Annotated in this window: 19 protein-coding genes; 10 read left to right on the top strand and 9 right to left on the bottom strand. The window is 63.2% G+C overall.

Annotated elements, in window-relative coordinates; translation table 11 throughout:
* Positions 1-43: 43 nt before the first annotated feature.
* Positions 44-544 (bottom strand): DUF721 domain-containing protein, encoded by a 501-nt coding sequence (locus NKJ12_RS06065; protein WP_352701595.1) that lies wholly within the window; start codon positions 542-544, stop codon positions 44-46.
* Between the two features lie 48 nt (positions 545-592).
* Here NKJ12_RS06065 and mutY point away from each other — a divergent pair, with 48 nt between their 5' ends.
* Together mutY and NKJ12_RS06075 are read left to right on the top strand one after the other, a co-directional pair.
* Complete coding sequence (mutY, locus tag NKJ12_RS06070; RefSeq protein ID WP_352701596.1) at positions 593-1,705, top strand: A/G-specific adenine glycosylase; 1,113 nt, start codon at positions 593-595, stop codon at positions 1,703-1,705.
* A gap of 11 nt (positions 1,706-1,716) precedes the next feature.
* Positions 1,717-2,328: an HAD family hydrolase gene (locus tag NKJ12_RS06075; protein WP_352645940.1), complete on the top strand. Its 612-nt coding sequence runs from the start codon at positions 1,717-1,719 to the stop codon at positions 2,326-2,328.
* 62 nt (positions 2,329-2,390) lie between these two features.
* On the opposite strand, the gene NKJ12_RS06080 is transcribed toward NKJ12_RS06075, so the two are convergent.
* Entirely contained in the window at positions 2,391-3,524 is a 1,134-nt protein-coding gene (locus NKJ12_RS06080; RefSeq protein ID WP_352476683.1) for a site-specific DNA-methyltransferase, read from the bottom strand.
* A gap of 181 nt (positions 3,525-3,705) precedes the next feature.
* Between NKJ12_RS06080 and NKJ12_RS06085 the strand changes: the two genes are divergently transcribed.
* The gene (locus tag NKJ12_RS06085; RefSeq protein ID WP_254818468.1) at positions 3,706-4,395 is read left to right on the top strand and encodes an HAD family hydrolase; all 690 of its coding nucleotides are present in this window, start codon (positions 3,706-3,708) and stop codon (positions 4,393-4,395) included.
* A gap of 38 nt (positions 4,396-4,433) precedes the next feature.
* Here the strand turns inward: NKJ12_RS06085 and NKJ12_RS06090 are convergent, their stop codons facing one another.
* Positions 4,434-5,132: a hypothetical protein gene (locus tag NKJ12_RS06090; protein ID WP_352701597.1), complete on the bottom strand. Its 699-nt coding sequence runs from the start codon at positions 5,130-5,132 to the stop codon at positions 4,434-4,436.
* Positions 5,133-5,260: 128 nt separating this feature from the next.
* Here NKJ12_RS06090 and thrC point away from each other — a divergent pair, with 128 nt between their 5' ends.
* The 4 genes from thrC to NKJ12_RS06110 are packed head-to-tail and all read left to right on the top strand — an operon-like array spanning position 5,261 to position 11,469.
* Complete coding sequence (gene thrC / locus NKJ12_RS06095) at positions 5,261-6,658, top strand: threonine synthase (protein ID WP_352701598.1); 1,398 nt, start codon at positions 5,261-5,263, stop codon at positions 6,656-6,658.
* Positions 6,659-6,672: 14 nt separating this feature from the next.
* The gene (locus NKJ12_RS06100) at positions 6,673-7,965 is read left to right on the top strand and encodes a M16 family metallopeptidase (RefSeq protein ID WP_352701599.1); all 1,293 of its coding nucleotides are present in this window, start codon (positions 6,673-6,675) and stop codon (positions 7,963-7,965) included.
* A gap of 15 nt (positions 7,966-7,980) precedes the next feature.
* A complete protein-coding gene (locus NKJ12_RS06105; RefSeq protein WP_254818464.1) occupies positions 7,981-8,577 on the top strand; it encodes a GNAT family N-acetyltransferase in 597 nt (198 codons plus the stop codon).
* Between the two features lie 3 nt (positions 8,578-8,580).
* Positions 8,581-11,469, top strand: a complete 2,889-nt coding sequence (locus NKJ12_RS06110; RefSeq protein WP_302895658.1) for an EAL domain-containing protein — start codon at positions 8,581-8,583, stop codon at positions 11,467-11,469.
* Positions 11,470-11,494: 25 nt separating this feature from the next.
* Here NKJ12_RS06110 and NKJ12_RS06115 read toward each other — a convergent pair whose 3' ends face one another.
* Positions 11,495-12,103 carry a YqgE/AlgH family protein gene (locus NKJ12_RS06115; protein WP_254818656.1) on the bottom strand — a complete coding sequence of 203 codons (609 nt, stop codon included), beginning with the start codon at positions 12,101-12,103 and terminating at the stop codon, positions 11,495-11,497.
* 147 nt (positions 12,104-12,250) lie between these two features.
* On the opposite strand from NKJ12_RS06115, the gene NKJ12_RS06120 reads away from it, so the two are divergent.
* The 3 genes from NKJ12_RS06120 (at position 12,251) to NKJ12_RS06130 (ending at position 14,268) form a co-directional block, all read left to right on the top strand.
* The gene (locus NKJ12_RS06120) at positions 12,251-13,057 is read left to right on the top strand and encodes a protein-disulfide reductase DsbD domain-containing protein (RefSeq protein ID WP_352701601.1); all 807 of its coding nucleotides are present in this window, start codon (positions 12,251-12,253) and stop codon (positions 13,055-13,057) included.
* A gap of 82 nt (positions 13,058-13,139) precedes the next feature.
* Positions 13,140-13,640 carry a peroxiredoxin gene (locus NKJ12_RS06125; RefSeq protein ID WP_352688974.1) on the top strand — a complete coding sequence of 167 codons (501 nt, stop codon included), beginning with the start codon at positions 13,140-13,142 and terminating at the stop codon, positions 13,638-13,640.
* A gap of 148 nt (positions 13,641-13,788) precedes the next feature.
* Positions 13,789-14,268, top strand: coding sequence for a DUF2938 domain-containing protein (locus NKJ12_RS06130; protein WP_352701602.1), 480 nt, complete (start codon positions 13,789-13,791; stop codon positions 14,266-14,268).
* Between the two features lie 18 nt (positions 14,269-14,286).
* Here NKJ12_RS06130 and rnhA read toward each other — a convergent pair whose 3' ends face one another.
* The 5 genes from rnhA to NKJ12_RS06155 all read right to left on the bottom strand — a co-directional run bounded on the left by rnhA (position 14,287) and on the right by NKJ12_RS06155 (position 18,041).
* Positions 14,287-14,826 carry a ribonuclease HI gene (rnhA, locus tag NKJ12_RS06135; protein WP_352701603.1) on the bottom strand — a complete coding sequence of 180 codons (540 nt, stop codon included), beginning with the start codon at positions 14,824-14,826 and terminating at the stop codon, positions 14,287-14,289.
* Positions 14,823-15,785 (bottom strand): homoserine kinase, encoded by a 963-nt coding sequence (locus tag NKJ12_RS06140; RefSeq protein WP_352701604.1) that lies wholly within the window; start codon positions 15,783-15,785, stop codon positions 14,823-14,825. Before NKJ12_RS06140 ends, rnhA begins: the two co-directional genes overlap by 4 nt.
* Positions 15,786-15,790: 5 nt before the next feature.
* Entirely contained in the window at positions 15,791-16,795 is a 1,005-nt protein-coding gene (gene ispH / locus NKJ12_RS06145) for a 4-hydroxy-3-methylbut-2-enyl diphosphate reductase (protein WP_254818458.1), read from the bottom strand.
* A 107-nt stretch (positions 16,796-16,902) separates the two neighbouring features.
* Positions 16,903-17,658 carry an SURF1 family protein gene (locus tag NKJ12_RS06150; protein ID WP_352701605.1) on the bottom strand — a complete coding sequence of 252 codons (756 nt, stop codon included), beginning with the start codon at positions 17,656-17,658 and terminating at the stop codon, positions 16,903-16,905.
* Complete coding sequence (locus tag NKJ12_RS06155; RefSeq protein ID WP_352701606.1) at positions 17,655-18,041, bottom strand: DUF983 domain-containing protein; 387 nt, start codon at positions 18,039-18,041, stop codon at positions 17,655-17,657. Before NKJ12_RS06155 ends, NKJ12_RS06150 begins: the two co-directional genes overlap by 4 nt.
* Between the last annotated feature and the right edge of the window lie 18 nt (positions 18,042-18,059).

The following is an 18,059-nucleotide window of genomic DNA, read 5'->3' on the forward strand; positions in this document are numbered from 1 at the left end:
TTCCAATCGCCAAATCCGGGCATACCATCACGATAGCGCGAGATCACGGCTTCTTTTGACCAAGAATGGTGGCGCCAAGCCGCTCCAATGAGGCGCGCAGCCCGCCGTCCTCGATCAAACCGACAGTGCCCGACAGCTTCGCCTTCTCCGCCACGGTCAGCGGCCGCAAACTGGGTTTCGGCTTTTCCTTGCCCGCCATTACCGGCTTCTGCACGATCCTGATCCGGCCGATCGCATTGAAACCGAGAAACGCATTGACCCGGTTGATGATCTCGCCGGTCTCGTGCTGCAGATGCAGTGCCGCCACACCCTCGCAGGCAATCACCAGCACAGCCGGCTCGAACGGATCGTCCTCGTGCATGCGGCGCGGCCACTGGATCTTTTCCGGGCGCGAGCGGCCGGCAAGCCGCGGTCCGGCAATCTCTTCCCACGACTGGACCAGCCCGATCGACATGCCGGCCCGCTTGCGCAGCACCGGGTCGAGGATCTCGGTTGCGAGATCGCTAACCGGAACGGGATTGCCGAAGGGCCTTTTCCCTGCCATGTGCGTTCTCCAGCTCAGCATCAGTGGATTAGGGCCGACCCTCGATCAATGGCACTGCACGACCAGACCCGCAAGGCCGTATCCGGAGACAATGGCGAGATCGCGTTCCGGCTGCTTGGCTGGTACGACGCGCATCACCGCGAGCTGCCGTGGCGCGTTCCGCCGCGCACGCTGGCAGGCGGCGCCCAGCCCGATCCCTATCTGGTCTGGCTTTCCGAGGTGATGCTGCAGCAAACCACGGTCGAGGCGGTAAAATCCTATTTTCGGGCTTTCGTGCAGAAATGGCCAACTGTCGAGGCACTGGCGGCGGCACCGACCGAAGACGTCATGAAGGCCTGGGCCGGGCTCGGCTATTATTCCCGCGCCCGTAACCTCAAAGCCTGCGCCGATCTCGTCGCGCGGCAAGGCGGCCGCTTTCCGGACAGCGAGTCCGGCTTGAGGGAACTGCCCGGCATCGGCGCCTACACGGCGGCGGCGATCGCGGCGATCGCCTTCGACCGACCAGCCGCGGTCGTCGACGGCAATGTCGAACGGGTCGTCTCACGGCTGTATTCGATCGCCACGCCGCTGGGCGACGCCAAGGGCGAGATACGCGGCCAGGTCGAACGCATGGTTCCCCCGACAAGGCCCGGCGACTTCGCGCAGGCGATGATGGACCTGGGCGCGACGATCTGCACGCCGCGCCGGCCCCGCTGCATGCTCTGCCCCGTCAGGCAGGATTGCAGCGCCACAATCTCGGGCGATCCCGAGCGCTTTCCGGTCCGCCTGCCCAAGGCCGAGAAACCCTTGCGCCGCGGCGCTGCCTTCGTCGCCGTCAGGAGCGACGGCGCCATCCTTTTGCGCAAGCGCGCGGATAAAGGCCTGCTGGGCGGCATGACCGAAGTGCCGACGACCGGCTGGACCGCGCGGATCGATGGCGCCACCACGGCGGCGGCAGCCCCGTTCCCCGGCGACTGGCGGCAGGCCGGACGCATCGGCCATATCTTTACCCATTTTGCGCTTGAACTCGACGTGTTCAAGGCGGAGACCGACAGTGCCGCCCCGGCCGGGCATTTCTGGTCGCTGGCCCATGAAATTTCCGGGGAGGCGCTGCCGAGCGTCATGAAGAAGGTAATCGAAGCGGCGATACCGGGCGCGACGAAAAAGCAGCGGCCGCATTGAAAGAGAGAAGAATGTCCGAAATCCGCCACATCGTTTTCGACATCGGCAAAGTGCTGATCCACTATGATCCGAACCTGCCCTTCAGCCGCTTGATCCCCGATCCCGACGAACGGAAATGGTTCTTCGACAATGTCTGCACGCATGACTGGAACATCGAGCAGGACCGCGGCCGCAGCTGGGAAGAGGCCGAAGCGCTGGCAATCGCTCAGTATCCCGACCATGCCGAAAACATCCGCAATTTCCGCCGGCATTGGCACGAGATGGTGCCTCATGCCTATGAGGACAGCGTCGCCATCATGATCGGGCTGATCGAGAGCGGCCACGACGTGACGATGCTGACCAATTTCGCGGCCGATACGCTTGCCGAGGCCCGCGAGCGGTTCGATTTCCTCAATAGGCCGCGTGGCGTGACCGTGTCGGGCGACATCCGCCAGATCAAGCCGGATCGCGCCATCTACGATCACCACGTCGCCGCGTTCGGCCTCGATCCGGCAGCCACGCTGTTCATCGACGACAGCCAGAAGAATGTCGACGGCGCCAAGGCGGCCGGTTGGCAGGCTGTGCTGTTCACCGATGCAAAGACGCTCAGGGCGGACCTTGAGCGCCTTGGGATCAAAGTGTGATTTGAATCGCTTCCAGAGGTTGGGTGAGCCTTCGCACAACCGATCTGTCGCAACTCGGAGCCTCAGGCTCCTGCCCGCTCCATGCCCAGCCGCGCAATGCGGCGAAGCTCGTCGATCGGTGTCAGACCGCCGCTGCGCTCATAATGCCAGAAGGTCCATCCGTTGCAGGCGTCCAGCCCCTGGACGTGAGCGCCGATCTTGTGGATCGACCCGGCACTGTCGCCAATCGCCAGCGTGCCATCGGCACGCACTTTTGCCGCCCAGCGCTTCTTGGCGTCGTAGAGCGTGGCGCCGGGCGCCACCAAGCCATTGTCGAGAAGCGTGACGAATGCGACGCGCGGCTCAGCCCGCTTGCCGGTCAGCACCGTCAAATTGGCGCCTTCCAGCGGCCGGACCGCATCGATACGTTCCATGGCGGCATCGATATAGGCCTGCTCACGCTCGATGCCGACGAAGTGGCGGCCAAGCCGCTTGGCCACAGCCCCGGTGGTACCTGAACCGAAGAAGGGGTCGAGCACGATGTCGCCCGGCCTGGTCGATGCCGTCATGACGCGGGCAAGCAACGCTTCCGGCTTCTGCGTCGGATGCAATTTGTCACCATTGTCGTTCTTCAGACGCTCGCCGCCGGTGCAGATCGGAAATAGCCAGTCGGAACGCATCTGAATGTCGTCATTCGACGCCTTCAGCGCCTCGTAGTTGAATGTGTAACCCTTGCCCTTTTGGTCGCGCGATGCCCAGATCATCGTCTCATGCGCGTTCTGGAAACGGCGGCCACGGAAATTGGGCATTGGATTGGTCTTGCGCCAGACGACGTCGTTGAGGATCCAGAAGCCCAGGTCCTGCATCTTGGCGCCGACCCTGAAAATATTGTGGTAGGAGCCGATGACCCAGATCGTGCCGTTGGGCTTCAACACGCGGCGCGCCGCTAGCAGCCAGGCGCGGGTGAAGGCGTCGTAGGCCTCAAAACTGTCGAACTGGTCCCAATGGTCGTCGACGGCATCGACCTTGGATTGGTCGGGCCGGTGCAGATCGCCATCGAGCTGCAGATTGTAAGGCGGATCGGCAAAGATCACGTCGATCGACTTTTCCGGCAGCCGTTCGAGCGCGGCGACGCAGTCGCCTTTCAGGATCGTATCCAGCCACTCGGATTGCTGGGGAGCATCGGAAAGGTCGTCGAGAAGACGCACGGCAGACATTGTGACACCCAAGGCACGCGTTACTGTTTACTGTCCGTTATGGTTACCGATCAGCGTAAATATTCAGTGAAGCAGCACGCCGAATTTGCGAAGCCGGGCCTGTTGGTGTATGCCGCGCCGCCTGAGCCGTTTTGACCAAAGGCCCTCTCGGCATTCCCCTCATCCCGCTTCCCGGATCGCCATGCCCCAGCCAGATCTTGTCATCTTCGATTGCGACGGCGTGCTCGTCGATTCCGAAATCATCGCCGCGCGTATCGATGCCGAGCTTTTGACCTCGGCTGGCTACGAGATATCGGCCGAGGAGATCTCCGAGGTCTATGCCGGGCTGACGTTCAAGGACATCATGATGCGGGTCGAGGAAAAGTCCCGGATCCCGTTCCAGGCCTCCCTGATCGACAAGGAGGAACAGCTTGTCGATCGTAGGCTGCGCAGCGACGTGCGTGCCATTGACGGAGCGCACGAAGCTGTCGCCGCGGTAGCAGTGCCGCGCTGCGTCTGTTCGAATTCGCGTTCTGAGCGGATCGAATTCATGCTGGAGAAGGTGCAGCTTTTGCCGTTCTTTGCCGGCCGGATCTTTTCCTCGCTGGAAACCCCGACCGGGAAAACCAAGCCGGCGCCGGACGTGTTTCGGTTCGCCGCGGAAAAGCTCAAGGCCGATCCGGCGAACACCTTTGTCATCGAGGATTCGGTGCATGGCGTCACCGGCGCCAAGACGGCGGGAATGCGCGTCATCGGCTTTACCGGCGCGGCGCACAGCTATCCCGGCCACGCCGATGCGCTGACCGAGGCCGGCGCGGAAACGGTCATCCGCCGCTGGGCGGAACTGAAAAGCGTGATCGCCGCGCTGTCGGAATGGTCGGCGGACGCGTGAGAGGCCGCCTCCAGCCGCCGTGGCGCGAATGCAGCGGCTTAGTTGGTCGCGGCGGCTTTCTTCTTCCTTGGCTTGTCTGTCGCTACTTTCGGAGCGCCCTCGTCATACCCGGCATATGCCTGGTAGTCCTTCGCCGTCGGCTCCGGAACGACGACGTTGGAATCGGTGAAGACGAACTGTGTGGCACTCGAAGGATCGGTAACCTGGACCTGATAGGAGTGAAGCTGCGAATAGAGGACTTCGGTGCCGTGCATCACCGCGATGCGGATCGGCATGGTGATGGTGCCGGGGGTGAACATCGGGCCAGGCACGACCTTGCCGGCGACGGCTATCTTCATCGACAAGGAGCCGTTGGCGCGGCTGCAGTCGCGGGTCACATCGGTGATCGAAGCCTGATAGATGATCTTGGCGGAATCGTCCGGCTGATCGACGCCAGCCGCGTCCGTTGCCGGCTGCGCGGCTTCCTCGGCGGCGACATCGGTTTTTTTCTTCGGCTTCGGACCGCTCTTGGCGTAGGTATTGAAGAAAGCGGTGCCGTCACGCAACGTCACTTTCGGGCAATAGGCCTGCAGCTGGCTGGAAAGCACCTTGGGATCGGGTGGCGGTGGCGGCGTCGTGTCCTTCTTGCCGAAGCCGAGAATACCATTGTCGCTCGATTGGCAGCCGGCGGCGGCAAGCATAAAGCCTGCGAGCCCCAGACCCGCGACAAAACGACCGTTGAATGAATGAAACGCCATGAACTGCACTTCCCTCTCGCAAAGCCGGTGACGTATATCAACCGCGCGGCAAAAATGCGACTGAGCCCGCGCAGAAATCCACCACCTCGCGGCGGGCCAAAATTCCCGGCAGCAATGGAAACGTAACGATGCAATATGTGAGTACCCGCGGGGAAGCGCCCGCGCTTGGATTTTCCGACGCGGTGCTGGCCGGACTGGCGCGCGACGGCGGGCTCTACCTGCCGAGCGCCTGGCCGCATTTTTCCGCAGCCGAGATCCGCGCCATGCGCGGCCTTGCCTATCCCGATCTTGCTATCCGTGTGCTGTCGCCATTCCTCGGCGGCGAGATCGCGCCGCCGGTGTTTGAACGGCTGGTGCGCGAAGCCTATGCGAGCTTCCGCCATGAGGCCGTCTGCCCGCTGGTGCAGACCGGGCCGAACAGCTTCGTGCTCGAGCTCTTCCACGGCCCGACGCTCGCGTTCAAGGACGTGGCGATGCAGCTTCTTGCGCGGCTGATGGACCATGTGCTGGCCGAGCGCGACCAGCGCGCCACCATTGTCGGCGCCACCTCCGGCGACACCGGAGGGGCCGCCATCGATGCCTTTGCCGGGCGCAACCGCACCGACATCTTCGTGCTTTTCCCGCATGGCCGCGTCTCGCCGGTACAGCAGCGGCAGATGACGACCTCGACCGCCGCAAACGTCCATGCGTTGGCGATCGAAGGTAATTTCGATGACTGCCAGGGCCTGGTGAAGGACATGTTCAACGACCACGGTTTTCGCGACCGGGTATCGCTGTCGGGCGTCAATTCGATCAACTGGGCCCGCATCATGGCCCAGATCGTCTATTATTTCTCCTCCGGGCTGTCGCTCGGCGCGCCCGACAGACCGGTTTCCTTCACCGTGCCGACCGGCAATTTCGGCGACATCTTTGCCGGCTATGCCGCCAAGAAGATGGGGCTGCCGATCGAACGGCTGATCATCGCCACCAACGACAACGATATTCTGGCGCGCACGCTGGCGACCGGCGAATACCGCATGAAGGGGGTCTTTTCGACCACGTCGCCCTCGATGGACATCCAGGTGTCTTCGAACTTCGAACGCTTGCTGTTCGAAGCGTCCGGCCGCGATGCCTCGACCGTGCGGCGCTACATGAACGGGCTCAAGCAGTCCGGCGCCTTCACCATCGAGGCTGGCGAAATCGCCAAGATCCGCTCCGAATTCGACGCCGGCCGCGCCACCATGGACGAGGTCGCCGCCACCATCCGCACCACACTAGCGGCGAGCGGGTATCTGCTCGACCCGCATACGGCCGCGGCCGTGCATGTGGCCGCCGGCAAGGCTGCGGGTGAGGTGCCGATGGTGGTGCTGGGCACTGCGCACCCGGCAAAGTTTCCCGCCGCGGTCGAAGCCGCCAGCGGCGTGTCGCCTGCCCTGCCTGCATGGCTAGGCGGGTTGATGAGCGCCGAGGAAAAATACACGGTACTTCCATCCGACCTGAAAATGGTGGAAGATTATCTCGGCCGCCACACGCGGGCGGCGCGTTAGGGAGTAATTGCCATATGGGTGTTGAGGTAAGCCGTCTGTCGAACGGCCTGACAGTCGCCACCGAAACCCTTCCAAGCCTCGAATCTGTTGCCCTTGGCGCCTGGGTCAAGTCGGGCGCACGCAACGAGCGTGACGAAGAGCACGGAATGGCGCACTTGCTCGAGCACATGGCTTTCAAGGGCACCAGGCGGCGAAGCGCCTTCGAGATTGCCTCGGAGATCGAGGACGTCGGCGGTGAGATCAATGCCGCCACCAGCGTCGAGACGACCTCCTATTATGCAAGGGTTCTGAGCGACGACGTGCCGCTGGCGGTCGATATTCTTTCCGACATCCTGCAGGACTCCGAATTCGATCCGCAGGAGTTGGAACGAGAGCAGCATGTGATTTTGCAGGAGATCGGCGCCGCGCACGATACGCCCGACGACGTCGTTTTCGATCACTTTACCGAGACCGCCTTTCGCCACCAGACTATCGGCCGCTCGATTCTCGGCACGCCGGAAACCGTCAAATCCTTCACTTCGAAGCAGTTGCACGACTTCATCGAACGACAGTACGGCGCCGAGAACATGGTGATGGTGGCGGCCGGCGATATCAAGCACGACGATTTCGTGCGGGAGGTCGAAAAGCGTCTCGGCAGCTTCCGCGGCAAGGCCGACGGCACCATCCCGCAATATGCGCAGTATGTCGGCGGCGATTTTCGCGAGGACCGCGACCTGATGGACGCCCAGATCGTGCTGGGTTTCGAGGGCCGCGCCTATCACGTCCGCGATTTCTATGCCTCCCAGGTCCTGTCGATGATCCTCGGCGGCGGCATGTCGTCGCGACTTTTCCAGGAAGTCCGCGAAAAACGCGGCCTGTGCTATTCGGTCTATGCCTTCCATTGGGGTTTTTCCGACACCGGCGTCTTCGGGGTCCATGCCGCGACCGGACAAAGCGATATTGCCGAGCTGGTGCCTGTGGTCATCGACGAGCTGCAAAAGGCCGGCGAAAACATCCTGCAGGAGGAGCTCGACCGGGCGCGTGCGCAATACCGCGCCGGGCTGATCATGTCGGCCGAGAGCCCGGCCAGCCGCGCCTCGCAGATCGCCAGGCAGTTGCTTCTGTTCGGCAGGCCGATTGCCAAGGAAGAGCTGATGGAGCGCCTGTCGGCGTTGACTGTCGAGCGGCTGACGGATCTGTCGTCCCGGCTTTTTTCGACCAAGCCGACGCTTACAGCTGTCGGGCCGGTGGGTACGCTCGCGCCCTATGAGGCGATCCTCGATTCGCTTTCGGGCACGCAGACCACCGCCCGTAAGCTTGCCGTCTAAGCCCATTCGAGCATCGTGTTCGCGCTCCCTTTCTTTCGCCGCGACCTGCCGGCACTGAAGGGCGAGCTGGTCACGCTGCGCGTGCCGCTGACCAACGACTATCGCGAGTGGTCGGTGCTGCGCAGTGAAAGCCGCGCCTTCCTCGAGCCGTGGGAGCCGCGATGGACGCCTGACGAGCTCGACCGCACGGCGTGGCGGCACCGTATCGGCCGCTACCGCGAGGACTACGCGCAGGGGACGGCGATCGCCTTCTTCATCTTCGAGAAAAGCAGCGGCAAGCTGGCCGGCGGTATCACCCTCGGCAATATCCGCCACGGGGTCGCCCAAAGCGGCCATATCGGCTACTGGATCGGCGAGCGCTTCAGCGGACGCGGCCTGATGACCGATGCCGTCAAGGTGGTGACGCGTTTCGCCTTCGAAACGCTGCGGTTGCACCGGATCGAAGCTGCCTGTATCCCCGATAATGCCCGGTCGATCCGCGTGCTTGAAAAAGCCGGATTCCGGCGCGAAGGACTGCTACGATCCTATCTCAGGATCAACGGCATCTGGCAGGACCATTACCTATATGCCCGAATCGCGGACGATCCGCCGGGCGTTGGAACAAAGGACTGATTTTTGACGAATTTTCTGCGCAACGGGTCGCTGCTTGCCTTTATGCTGGCGGCAATCGTCACGCTCTGCGCGGCATCGTCAGCGTTTGCGGTCGAACCGATCAAGATCGCCCGCGACGACGTGGCGCTCGACCTTTCGGGCGCCGTCGCAATCTACCGCAACCAAGGCGAGAATTTCCAGGTCTCGACGGCACCCGGCCCGGACGGCATCGTGCGGCGCATCGAGGTCGAGGCCAATGACGCGCGCTCGACCGGCGACTGGGCGGTGTTCGCGCTCGCTAACACCACCGACCAGCAGCTCGACAGGCTGATTGTCGCACCGCATTTCCGGCTGGTGAATTCCGGCCTGTTCTGGCCGGATCTCGGCTCGACCCGTATCGCTGCGATCACGCCCAGCGAAGGCTTTGCGCTCGACCGCCAGACCAGCCCCGACGCCGACGTGTTCCGGGTGACGTTGAACCCCGGAACGGTGATCACCTTCATCGCCGAGCTCGCCTCGCCCAAGCTGCCGCAGGTCTATCTGTGGGATCCTGAATCCTACAAGGACTCGGTCAATTCCTACACGCTGTTTCGTGGCATCGTCATCGGCATCGCCGGCCTGCTGGCGCTGTTCCTGACCATTCTTTTCGTCGTCAAGGGGACCTCGATGTTCCCGGCGACGGCGGCCCTTGCCTGGGCGGTGCTTGCGTATATCTGCGTCGATTTCGGCTTTCTTAACAAGATCATAGAAATATCCCCGGGCAACGAGCAGATGTGGCGCGCCGGAACGGAGGTGGCGCTTGCGGCGACCTTCGTGGTGTTCCTGTTTGCCTATCTCAACCTCAACCGGTGGCACGGCCATTTCAGCTACGGCGCGCTGGTCTGGATTCTCGGGCTGGTGCTGATCGCCGGCGTCGCCATCATCGATCCGGCGGTTGCCGCCGGCATTGCCAGGCTGTCCTTCGCCGCCACCGCACTGACCGGGCTCGGCCTGATCATCTTCCTCGGTATCCGCGGTTACGACCGCGCCATCATGCTCGTGCCCAGTTGGGTGATGGTTCTGCTGTGGCTATGCGGATCGTGGATGGCGATCACCGGCATGCTGGACAACGATATCGCCCAGCCGGCGCTGGGCGGCGGGCTGATCCTCATCATCCTGCTGATCGGCTTCACGGTGATGCAGCACGCTTTTGCTGGCGGCGCCCTGCATCAGGGCCTGTTCTCCGATCTCGAGCGGCAGGCGCTGGCGGTTGCCGGATCGGGCGATACTGTGTGGGACTGGGACGTGCTGCGCGACCGGGTCGTCACTCGTCCCGACGTCAGCATTCAGCTCGGCCTTGCTCCCAACAGTCTCGGCGGTCCCGCCCGCAACTGGCTGCCGGTGCTGCATGCCGACGACCGCGACACGTTTCGCACGACGCTCGACGTGGTGCTCGAGCACCGGCGTGGCCGGGTGTCGCAAAACTTCCGCCTGCGCGGCGCCGACGGGCACTATCACTGGTTTGCGCTGCGCGCCCGGCCGGTGATCGGCTCGGACGGCGAGGTCATCCGCTGCGTCGGCACCATGGTCGACGTGACGGAGCAGAAGAAGTCCGAGGAACGGCTGCTGCACGACGCCGTGCACGACAATCTGACCGGCTTGCCCAACCGCGAGCTGTTCATGAACCGGCTGGAGGCGATCATTTCGATCGCCCGCACCGAAGAGAAGGTGCGCCCGACCGTCTTCGTCATCGACATCGATCGCTTCAAGCAGGTCAATGACGGGCTCGGCATCTCGGCCGGCGATACCATCCTTTTGACCATAGCGCGGCGGCTGCACCGGCTGCTCAAGCCGAAGGATTCGCTGTCGCGCTTTGCCGGCGACCAGTTCGCGCTGATGCTTTTGTCGGAGCAGGATCCGGCTCGCATCGCGGCCATTGCCGATGCCATCAAGCACGCCATCAACAACCCGATCACCTTCGCCAAGCGCGAGATCGTGCTGACCGCCTCGATCGGTCTGATCACCTGGACGTCCACGCAGACCTCGGCCGAGGACATGGTCAAGGATGCCGAGCTTGCCATGCATCAGGCCAAGCGCTTCGGCGGCGACAGGATCGAGCCGTTCCGGCCCGCCTTCCGCACCGTCGGCACCGACCGGCTGCAGTTCGAGTCCGACCTGCGCCGCGCCATCGAGCGACGCGAATTCACGCTTGCCTATCAGCCGATCGTGCGGCTGGAGGACGGCAGCGTTGCCGGCTTCGAAGCGTTGCTGCGCTGGGACCATCCGCGGCGCGGCATGATCCCGCCGGCGGATTTCATTCCGGTTGCCGAAAACTGCGGCCTGATCGTGCAGCTTGGGCTGTTCGCCATGCAGCAGGCTGCCGAAGACCTGGCCGGATGGCAAAAGCAGATCGGCGATGCGCCGCTGTCGGTCTCGGTCAATCTGTCCAGCCGTCAGCTCATCCGCCGCGACCTGGTCAGCGACGTCCGCTCGGTGATCGCGCGAGCCAACCTGAAACCGCGCTGCTTCCGGCTCGAACTCACCGAATCGCTGGTGATGGACAATCCCGAGCAGACCGCCCATGTGCTGACCAAGCTGAAGCAGCTTGGCATTGGCCTGTCGCTGGACGATTTCGGCACCGGCTACTCATCGCTGGCCTATCTGACGCGCTTTCCATTCGACACCATCAAGATCGACAAGAGCTTCGTCGACGACGCGACGCCGAAACGCGCGGTGCTGCTCAAATCGATGGTCAACATGGCGCATGAGCTCGGCCTGTCGGTCGTTGCCGAAGGCATTTCGGACGAAAGCGATGCGCTGGAGCTACGGCAGATGGGCTGCGAATACGTGCAGAGCTTCATGTTCGGCGCGCCGATGCCCGGCGACCAGGTGCTGAAGACGCTGAAGGAACAGTATCCGCTCACTCAAGCGTGACAAGTTTCTGGGACGTGATGAGGGCTCAGGCGTGACCGGCAGCCAGGCTGAGATGCGCGAGATCGATGCCGATCGAGGCAAGGATCCGGTCGTATTTGCGGTCGATGTCGGCGTCGAACAGAAGCTCGGCACTTGCCGGGCAAGTCAGCCATCCATTCTCGGCGATCTCGTTTTCAAGCTGGCCCGCACCCCAGCCGGCATAGCCGAGAGCCATCAGCGCCCGCCGGGGTCCGCGGCCGGAGGAGATGGCGCGCAAAATGTCGACGGTCGCGGTCAGGCAGACGTCGTCGGACACGGCGAGCGAGGATTCCACCCGGTAGTCGCCCGAATGTAGAACGAAGCCGCGGCTGCGATCCACCGGTCCGCCATTGCGCACGACAAAGTCGCGCGCCGGCGCCGGCAGACGGATCGCCTCCATCTCATTCATGATGCCAAGTTGCACGAGCAGGTCCGGAAACAGCATCTGCTGCGTCTGGTTGATGATCAGCCCCATCGCACCTTCGTCGCTGTGCGCGCAAATGTAGATGACAGAGCGCGTGAAGCGGTCATCCTTCATGCCGGGCATGGCGATCAGGAACTGGTCGTCGAGAAAGCCGGGTCCTGTGGCCGTCCTTTTATGGCGCAACAAATCCATGGCGCCAGCGTAACGCGTTTCCGAAGCGTCGAAAAGATGGGCGGCGCTCGATTTGATCAGGCTCGTAAATCGAAGGTCACGCAAATATGATGCCGGCTGCGTCATGAAATCATTGTGCGGCCATCAACGGACAATCAAATCACCGTCATGCAAAGCTTGAAAATCCTGCTGCTTGGTGCGGCCATTGGATCGGCGACCGGCCTCCCAGCCTCAGCATCCTCGTCGGCCTGGTACAACAGCGAAGGCGGCAGGGTGAGGCTGGTGACGAGCGGCAAAGCCGACCAGGCCGGACGTCTCCAGGGCGTCCTCGACATTGCGCTGAAGCCCGGCTGGAAAACCTATTGGCGCGATCCGGGCGATGCGGGCGTGCCGCCACAGATCGACGTCTCGGCCAGCACCAACATTGCCGACGCGACGCTTTTGTTTCCGCCGCCGCAGCGCCATGACGACGGCTATGGCAAATGGGCCGGCTACGACCACCCGGTTTCGTTGCCGGTGACGTTCACGCTTGCCACGCCCGGCCAGCCGGCCGTCATCGATGCGGACATTTTCCTCGGCATCTGCGAAACCATCTGCATCCCTGTGCAAACAAGGCTGACCGTCGATCCCGGCGCCGATCCGGACAACGCCGAGGATGCGGCACTGGTCAAGGCAGGCCTTGCCACCCTGCCCGCCACGGCAACGCCCGATTTCGGCATAAACGTACTGCCGGGCGACCACGAAACGCTGATTGTCGAAGCGAGCTTTCCGGGCAGCCCCGAGGGCGCCGACTTCTTCGTTGCCGGCGAACGCGACTACATGTTCGGTGCCCCGGCACGCAGCGAAAAGGATGGCAAGCTGATCTTTACTGTGCCGATCCTCGACAGGCCGTCGACAACGCCAACGGATGGCGGCCTGCACTACACACTGACAAGTGCCGCAGGCGCGGTCGAAGGCCTGTTGCCATTCCCGTGATGCCAACGTCTGGACGGTTGCCGGGCGCGCCTTAATTCGCTATCGCAAGGACACTCCCTTCCATTTCCAAACGAGGACCATCATGACGATCTCCGTTGGCGACAAACTGCCCGATGCGACCTTCAAGACAATGACCGCCGACGGTGCAAAGCCGATCACGACGGGCGAGATATTCTCAGGAAAGACGGTGGTGCTGTTTGGCGTTCCAGGCGCTTTCACGCCGACCTGCAGCAACAATCATCTGCCCGGCTACCTGGACAATTACGACGCCATCCTGGCGCGCGGCGTCGACACTATCGCCGTTGTCTCGGTCAACGATGTTCACGTCATGGGGGCTTGGGCCCGCTTCAGCGGCGGTGAAGGCAAAATCCTTTATCTTGCCGATGGCAATGGCGATTTCGCCAAATCGGTCGGCCTCGACGCCGACCTCTCCAGCGGCGGCATGGGGCTGCGCTCGAAGCGTTTTTCGATGATCGTCGAGGACGGCAAGGTCACCGCACTCAATGTCGAGACAAAGCCCGGCGTCGATGAGTCCGGTGCGGCTCACATTCTCGGACAGCTTTCCGTCCTGGCGACAGCTTAGGCCTGGGACGGCGGCGGGGCGCCTTCTAGCGCTCAACGTCCAAAGGACGCTGACTTTTGCATCGGCGCATGATCCTTCCGAAAGCCGACCCGGTTTTCGGGGCCATGTGTCGGCCCTTCGGGACTGCTTGCTTTTGGCGACCTCGATTATGTCTGACATCGTCTGGCGCAGCGTCGCGATCGGCATCGGCGCAACCGCGCTTATGGATGTCTGGGCGATTTTCCTGAGCAAGGCCTTTGCCCAACCGCGGCCGAACTGGGGGCTGGTCGGCCGCTGGGTCTGGCATCTCCGGGAAGGCAAGGTCTTCCATGACGACATTGGCAAGGCCTCGCCCTACCCGCATGAATCAGTACTTGGCTGGGCCTTTCATTATGCTGTCGGCATCGTCTACGGCATCATACTGGTCGTGCTGGCCGGGACGGCCTGGCTCACCGCGCCGACCTTCCTGCCGGCCTTTATCCTCGGCATCGTCACCGTCGGCGCCGGGTGGTTTCTGCTGGCGCCCGGCATGGGCGCCGGCTGGGCCGCTTCGAAGCGGCCCAATCCGATGCAGGTCCGCGCCCTCAATCTTGTGTCGCATACGGTGTTTGCCATCGGACTGTTCGGCACCGCCCTCCTGATCCGCTGACACGCCAGTTCAACCGGATCAATAACTCTGGGTCGAGCGCCGAACCTTCTTGGCCGCCGATTGCCTGGACTGGGTGCCTTCCTTCGGCGGCTCGGACGCGAGCACGGGTTTCGCCGACTTCGTCTTGAATGGCGCCATGCCGAGCCGCGCCAATTCGTCGGCGCGCTCGTTCTCAGGATGGCCGGCATGGCCCTTGACCCAATGCCAGGTGACCTGATGGCGGTTGCGCGCCGCGTCGAGCTGCTGCCACAGCTCGGCATTCTTCACCGGCTGCCGGGCGGCGGTCTTCCAGCCGTTGCGCTTCCAGCCATCGATCCAACCGAAAATGCCGTCCTTGACGTAGTTGCTGTCGGTATAAAGGTCGACGACGCAAGGCTCCTTGAGCGCGTTGAGCGCCGAGATCGCCGCCAACAACTCCATGCGGTTGTTGGTGGTCAGAGCCTCGCCACCATGGAGCTCCTTGATGGCGCCGTTGAAGCGCAGGATTGCGCCCCAGCCGCCAGGCCCGGGATTGCCCGAACAGGCACCATCGGTGAAGATTTCAACGCGCTTGGTCATGTCAGTCCATATTCGGAAGGAGAGTTGATCGCCCGGTGGAAGCGCATCCGGCGAATATACTCGGTCGGGTCGCGTTTCATCACCAGCCCGCCGTCCGGAACCGTCAGCCAGTCGTAGAGCCGGGTCAGCATGAAGCGCAGCGCCGAGCCGCGCGCCAGCATCGGCAGCGCAGCTTTCTCGTCACTGCTCAACGGCCGCACGCTTTGGTAGCCGGCAAGCAGCGCCGTGCCCTTGGTCAGATTGAAGGAAAAATCCTTCTCGAAGCACCAGGCGTTCAGGCACGTGGCAACGTCATAGGCGTAGAGGTCGTTGCAGGCGAAATAGAAGTCGATCAGCCCGGACAGTTTCTCGCCGAGGAAGAACACATTGTCCGGGAAAAGATCGGCATGGATGATGCCTTGCGGCAGACCGTTCGGCCAGTTCCGCCCGAAATCGGCGAAATCGGCATCGACCTCGGCCGCCAGTCCCGGCTCGACCTCGTCGGCGCGGGCGCGGGCGGCATTCCACAGCTTGCGCCAGCCATCGATGGCAAGGGCGTTGGGGCGGGTCATCGGAAAATCCGCGCCGGCGAGATGCAGTGCCGCCAGTGCCTTGCCGACCTCGCCGCAATGCGCGGCCGTCGGCCGCCGCAGCGACAGGCCTTCGAGAAAGGTGATGATGACCGCCGGCCGACCAGCAAGTGTTCCAATCACACTGCCATCATGTGCGGTGACCGGGAGCGGACAAGAAATGCCCTTTCTGGCGAGATGGGCCATGAGGCCGAGAAAGAACGGCAGGTCAGCCTTGTCGACGCGCTTCTCGTAAAGCGTCAGGATATAGGAGCCGCTGCTGGTGTGCAGCAGAAAATTCGAGTTTTCGGTGCCTTCGGCGATGCCCTTGTAGGACAGGAGGTCGCCGACCGGATAGTTCCTGAGGAATGCGCCGAGCTCGCCCTCGTTGACGTCGGTGTAGACCGCCATCGTTGTTACGCGGCCCCGTTGACGAAGGCCATGTCGGCGGCCGTCAGTTCGACATCGCGCAACACCCGCATCACCGGAAAGTCCTCCGTCTCCGTCGCTGTTACGGCCAGCTCGATGGTCACGTCGAAGCGCTGCCTGAACGCATCGACGATCTCGTCGACGATGATCTCCGGCGCCGAGGCGCCCGCCGACAGGCCGAGCGTCGAAATGCCGGCAATCTCATTCCACGGAATTTCGGAGGCGCGCTGCACGAGAAGCGACATCGAGGCGCCGGCGCGCTCGGCCACTTCGACCAGGCGCCGCGAGTTGGAGGAGTTAGGTGCGCCGACAACCAGGAAGAGATCGGCGCCGGCCGCTGTTTCCTTGACCGCTTCCTGGCGATTGGTGGTGGCATAACAGATCGATTCCGCCGCCGGCGCGTGCAGCTCGGGAAAACGTTGCTGCAGGGCGCGAATGATACCAGCGGTGTCCTCGACCGACAGCGTCGTCTGGGTCACGAAGCCGAGCGCCTGCGGGTCTGCAGGAACGAAGCTTGCGGCGTCGGCTTCGGTTTCGATCAGAGTGACCGCGCCATCCGGCAACTGGCCCATTGTGCCGATCACCTCGGGATGCCCGGCATGGCCGATCAAAAGCACGTGGCGGCCAAGCCGCTGATGGCGCATTGCCTGCTTGTGGACTTTCGAGACCAGCGGGCAAGTCGCGTCGAGATAGAAGAGGTTGCGCGACTGGGCGTCGGCCGGCACCGATTTCGGCACGCCATGCGCCGAAAAGACGACCGGGCTCTGGCGATGCTCGGGCGGGATCTCGGAGAGCTCCTCGATGAACACCGCGCCGAGGCTTTGCAGCCCTTCGACGACGTAGCGGTTGTGCACGATCTCGTGGCGGACATAGACCGGCGCGCCATATTTCTTCAGCGCCAGCACGACGATCTGGATGGCACGGTCGACGCCGGCACAGAAACCGCGCGGCTGGCAAAGCCGGATGGTCAGCGGTGGCTTTGTGTGAAGCATGATTGCATCTTACGCTGATTGTAGGCCGGTTGATCGGACTGTGACTTCTGAGCTCTAGGCGCGAAATGAGGTGCGCGGCCCTGCCCTGTCAAGGGTAGTGGCGGCGATCATTGGTCTTTCGCCGGGCGGCGGAGCCAGGAGATAAGGACACCGGCAAGGGCGGCGGCAAGGCCGTACCAGGTTATCGCATATTGCAGATGGCTGTTCGGCAGGTCGATGACGGTGACGCCGCCGACCGGCAGCCCGCCGGGGTTGGGCGTGGCGTTCGCATCGATGAAGATCGGCACCAGCGCCGCACCTGCCGGCAGGCCGGCGCTCGAGGCCATCGCATCACGATCCTTCCAGTAGAAGATGTTCTTCTGCGGATCATTATCGGGAAGCATCATCGAGGGCCTGGCCGGCAGCGGGTTGCGGGCGAGCCCCGTCACCGTCACTTCGCCCGTTACCTGCCCCTGCGGCCGCTTGGCTGGGTCCTTGAAATCGTAAGGCACGAAGCCGCGGTTGATCAGTACGAAACGGCCATCGTCGAGCTGCAGCGGCGTGAAGACATCGAAACCGGACTGGCCTTCCCAGGTGGCGAGGAAATGCCGCTCGCCTTGATGCAGGAAAGTGCCGGTCACCGTTACCGGCGTGTAGTCCACGTCGCCGGTGGCAGCAAACCGCTTTTCGACCTCGGCCAATGGCACGGGCGCCGAATGCGTGCGCTGGTCTATCGTCTCGAGAAGGCCCTCTTTCCAGTGCAGGCGCTGAACCTGCCAGGTGCCGAGCGCCAGCAGGATCAAAAACACGATGATACCCAGGCCGAGCGCCAATGCGCGCTTGGGCGGCGACCGGCCGGCCATCAAACCTGATGCCTCGCTCATTCGCCGCGGTCCAGCCGGCCCTCGGCCGCCTTGTTGCGGTATTGCAGCGTCAGCAGCACCCCCTTGATCAGCCGGAGCGCCGCCAGGCAAAGCACCAGCGTCAGCGGAATCCACAGCAGCAGATGCAGCCAGAGCGGCGGATTGAGCGTCACCTCCGTCCACAACGCCAGGCCGACGACGATGAAGCCGATGATCAGGATAACGAACACCGCCGGCCCGTCGCCGGCATCGGCGAAGGAATAATCGAGGCCGCAATTGGTGCAGCGATTGCCGACCGTGAGGAATCCCGAAAACAGCTTGCCCTCGCCGCAGCGCGGGCAGCGGCCATACAGGCCGGCCGAGATCGGATCGATTGGTGGCCAGATCGCCTTGTCGTCGCTCATGCGATCATCCTAGGAGCA

Source organism: Mesorhizobium sp. M0195, assembly GCF_040322115.1.
GTDB lineage: Bacteria > Pseudomonadota > Alphaproteobacteria > Rhizobiales > Rhizobiaceae > Mesorhizobium.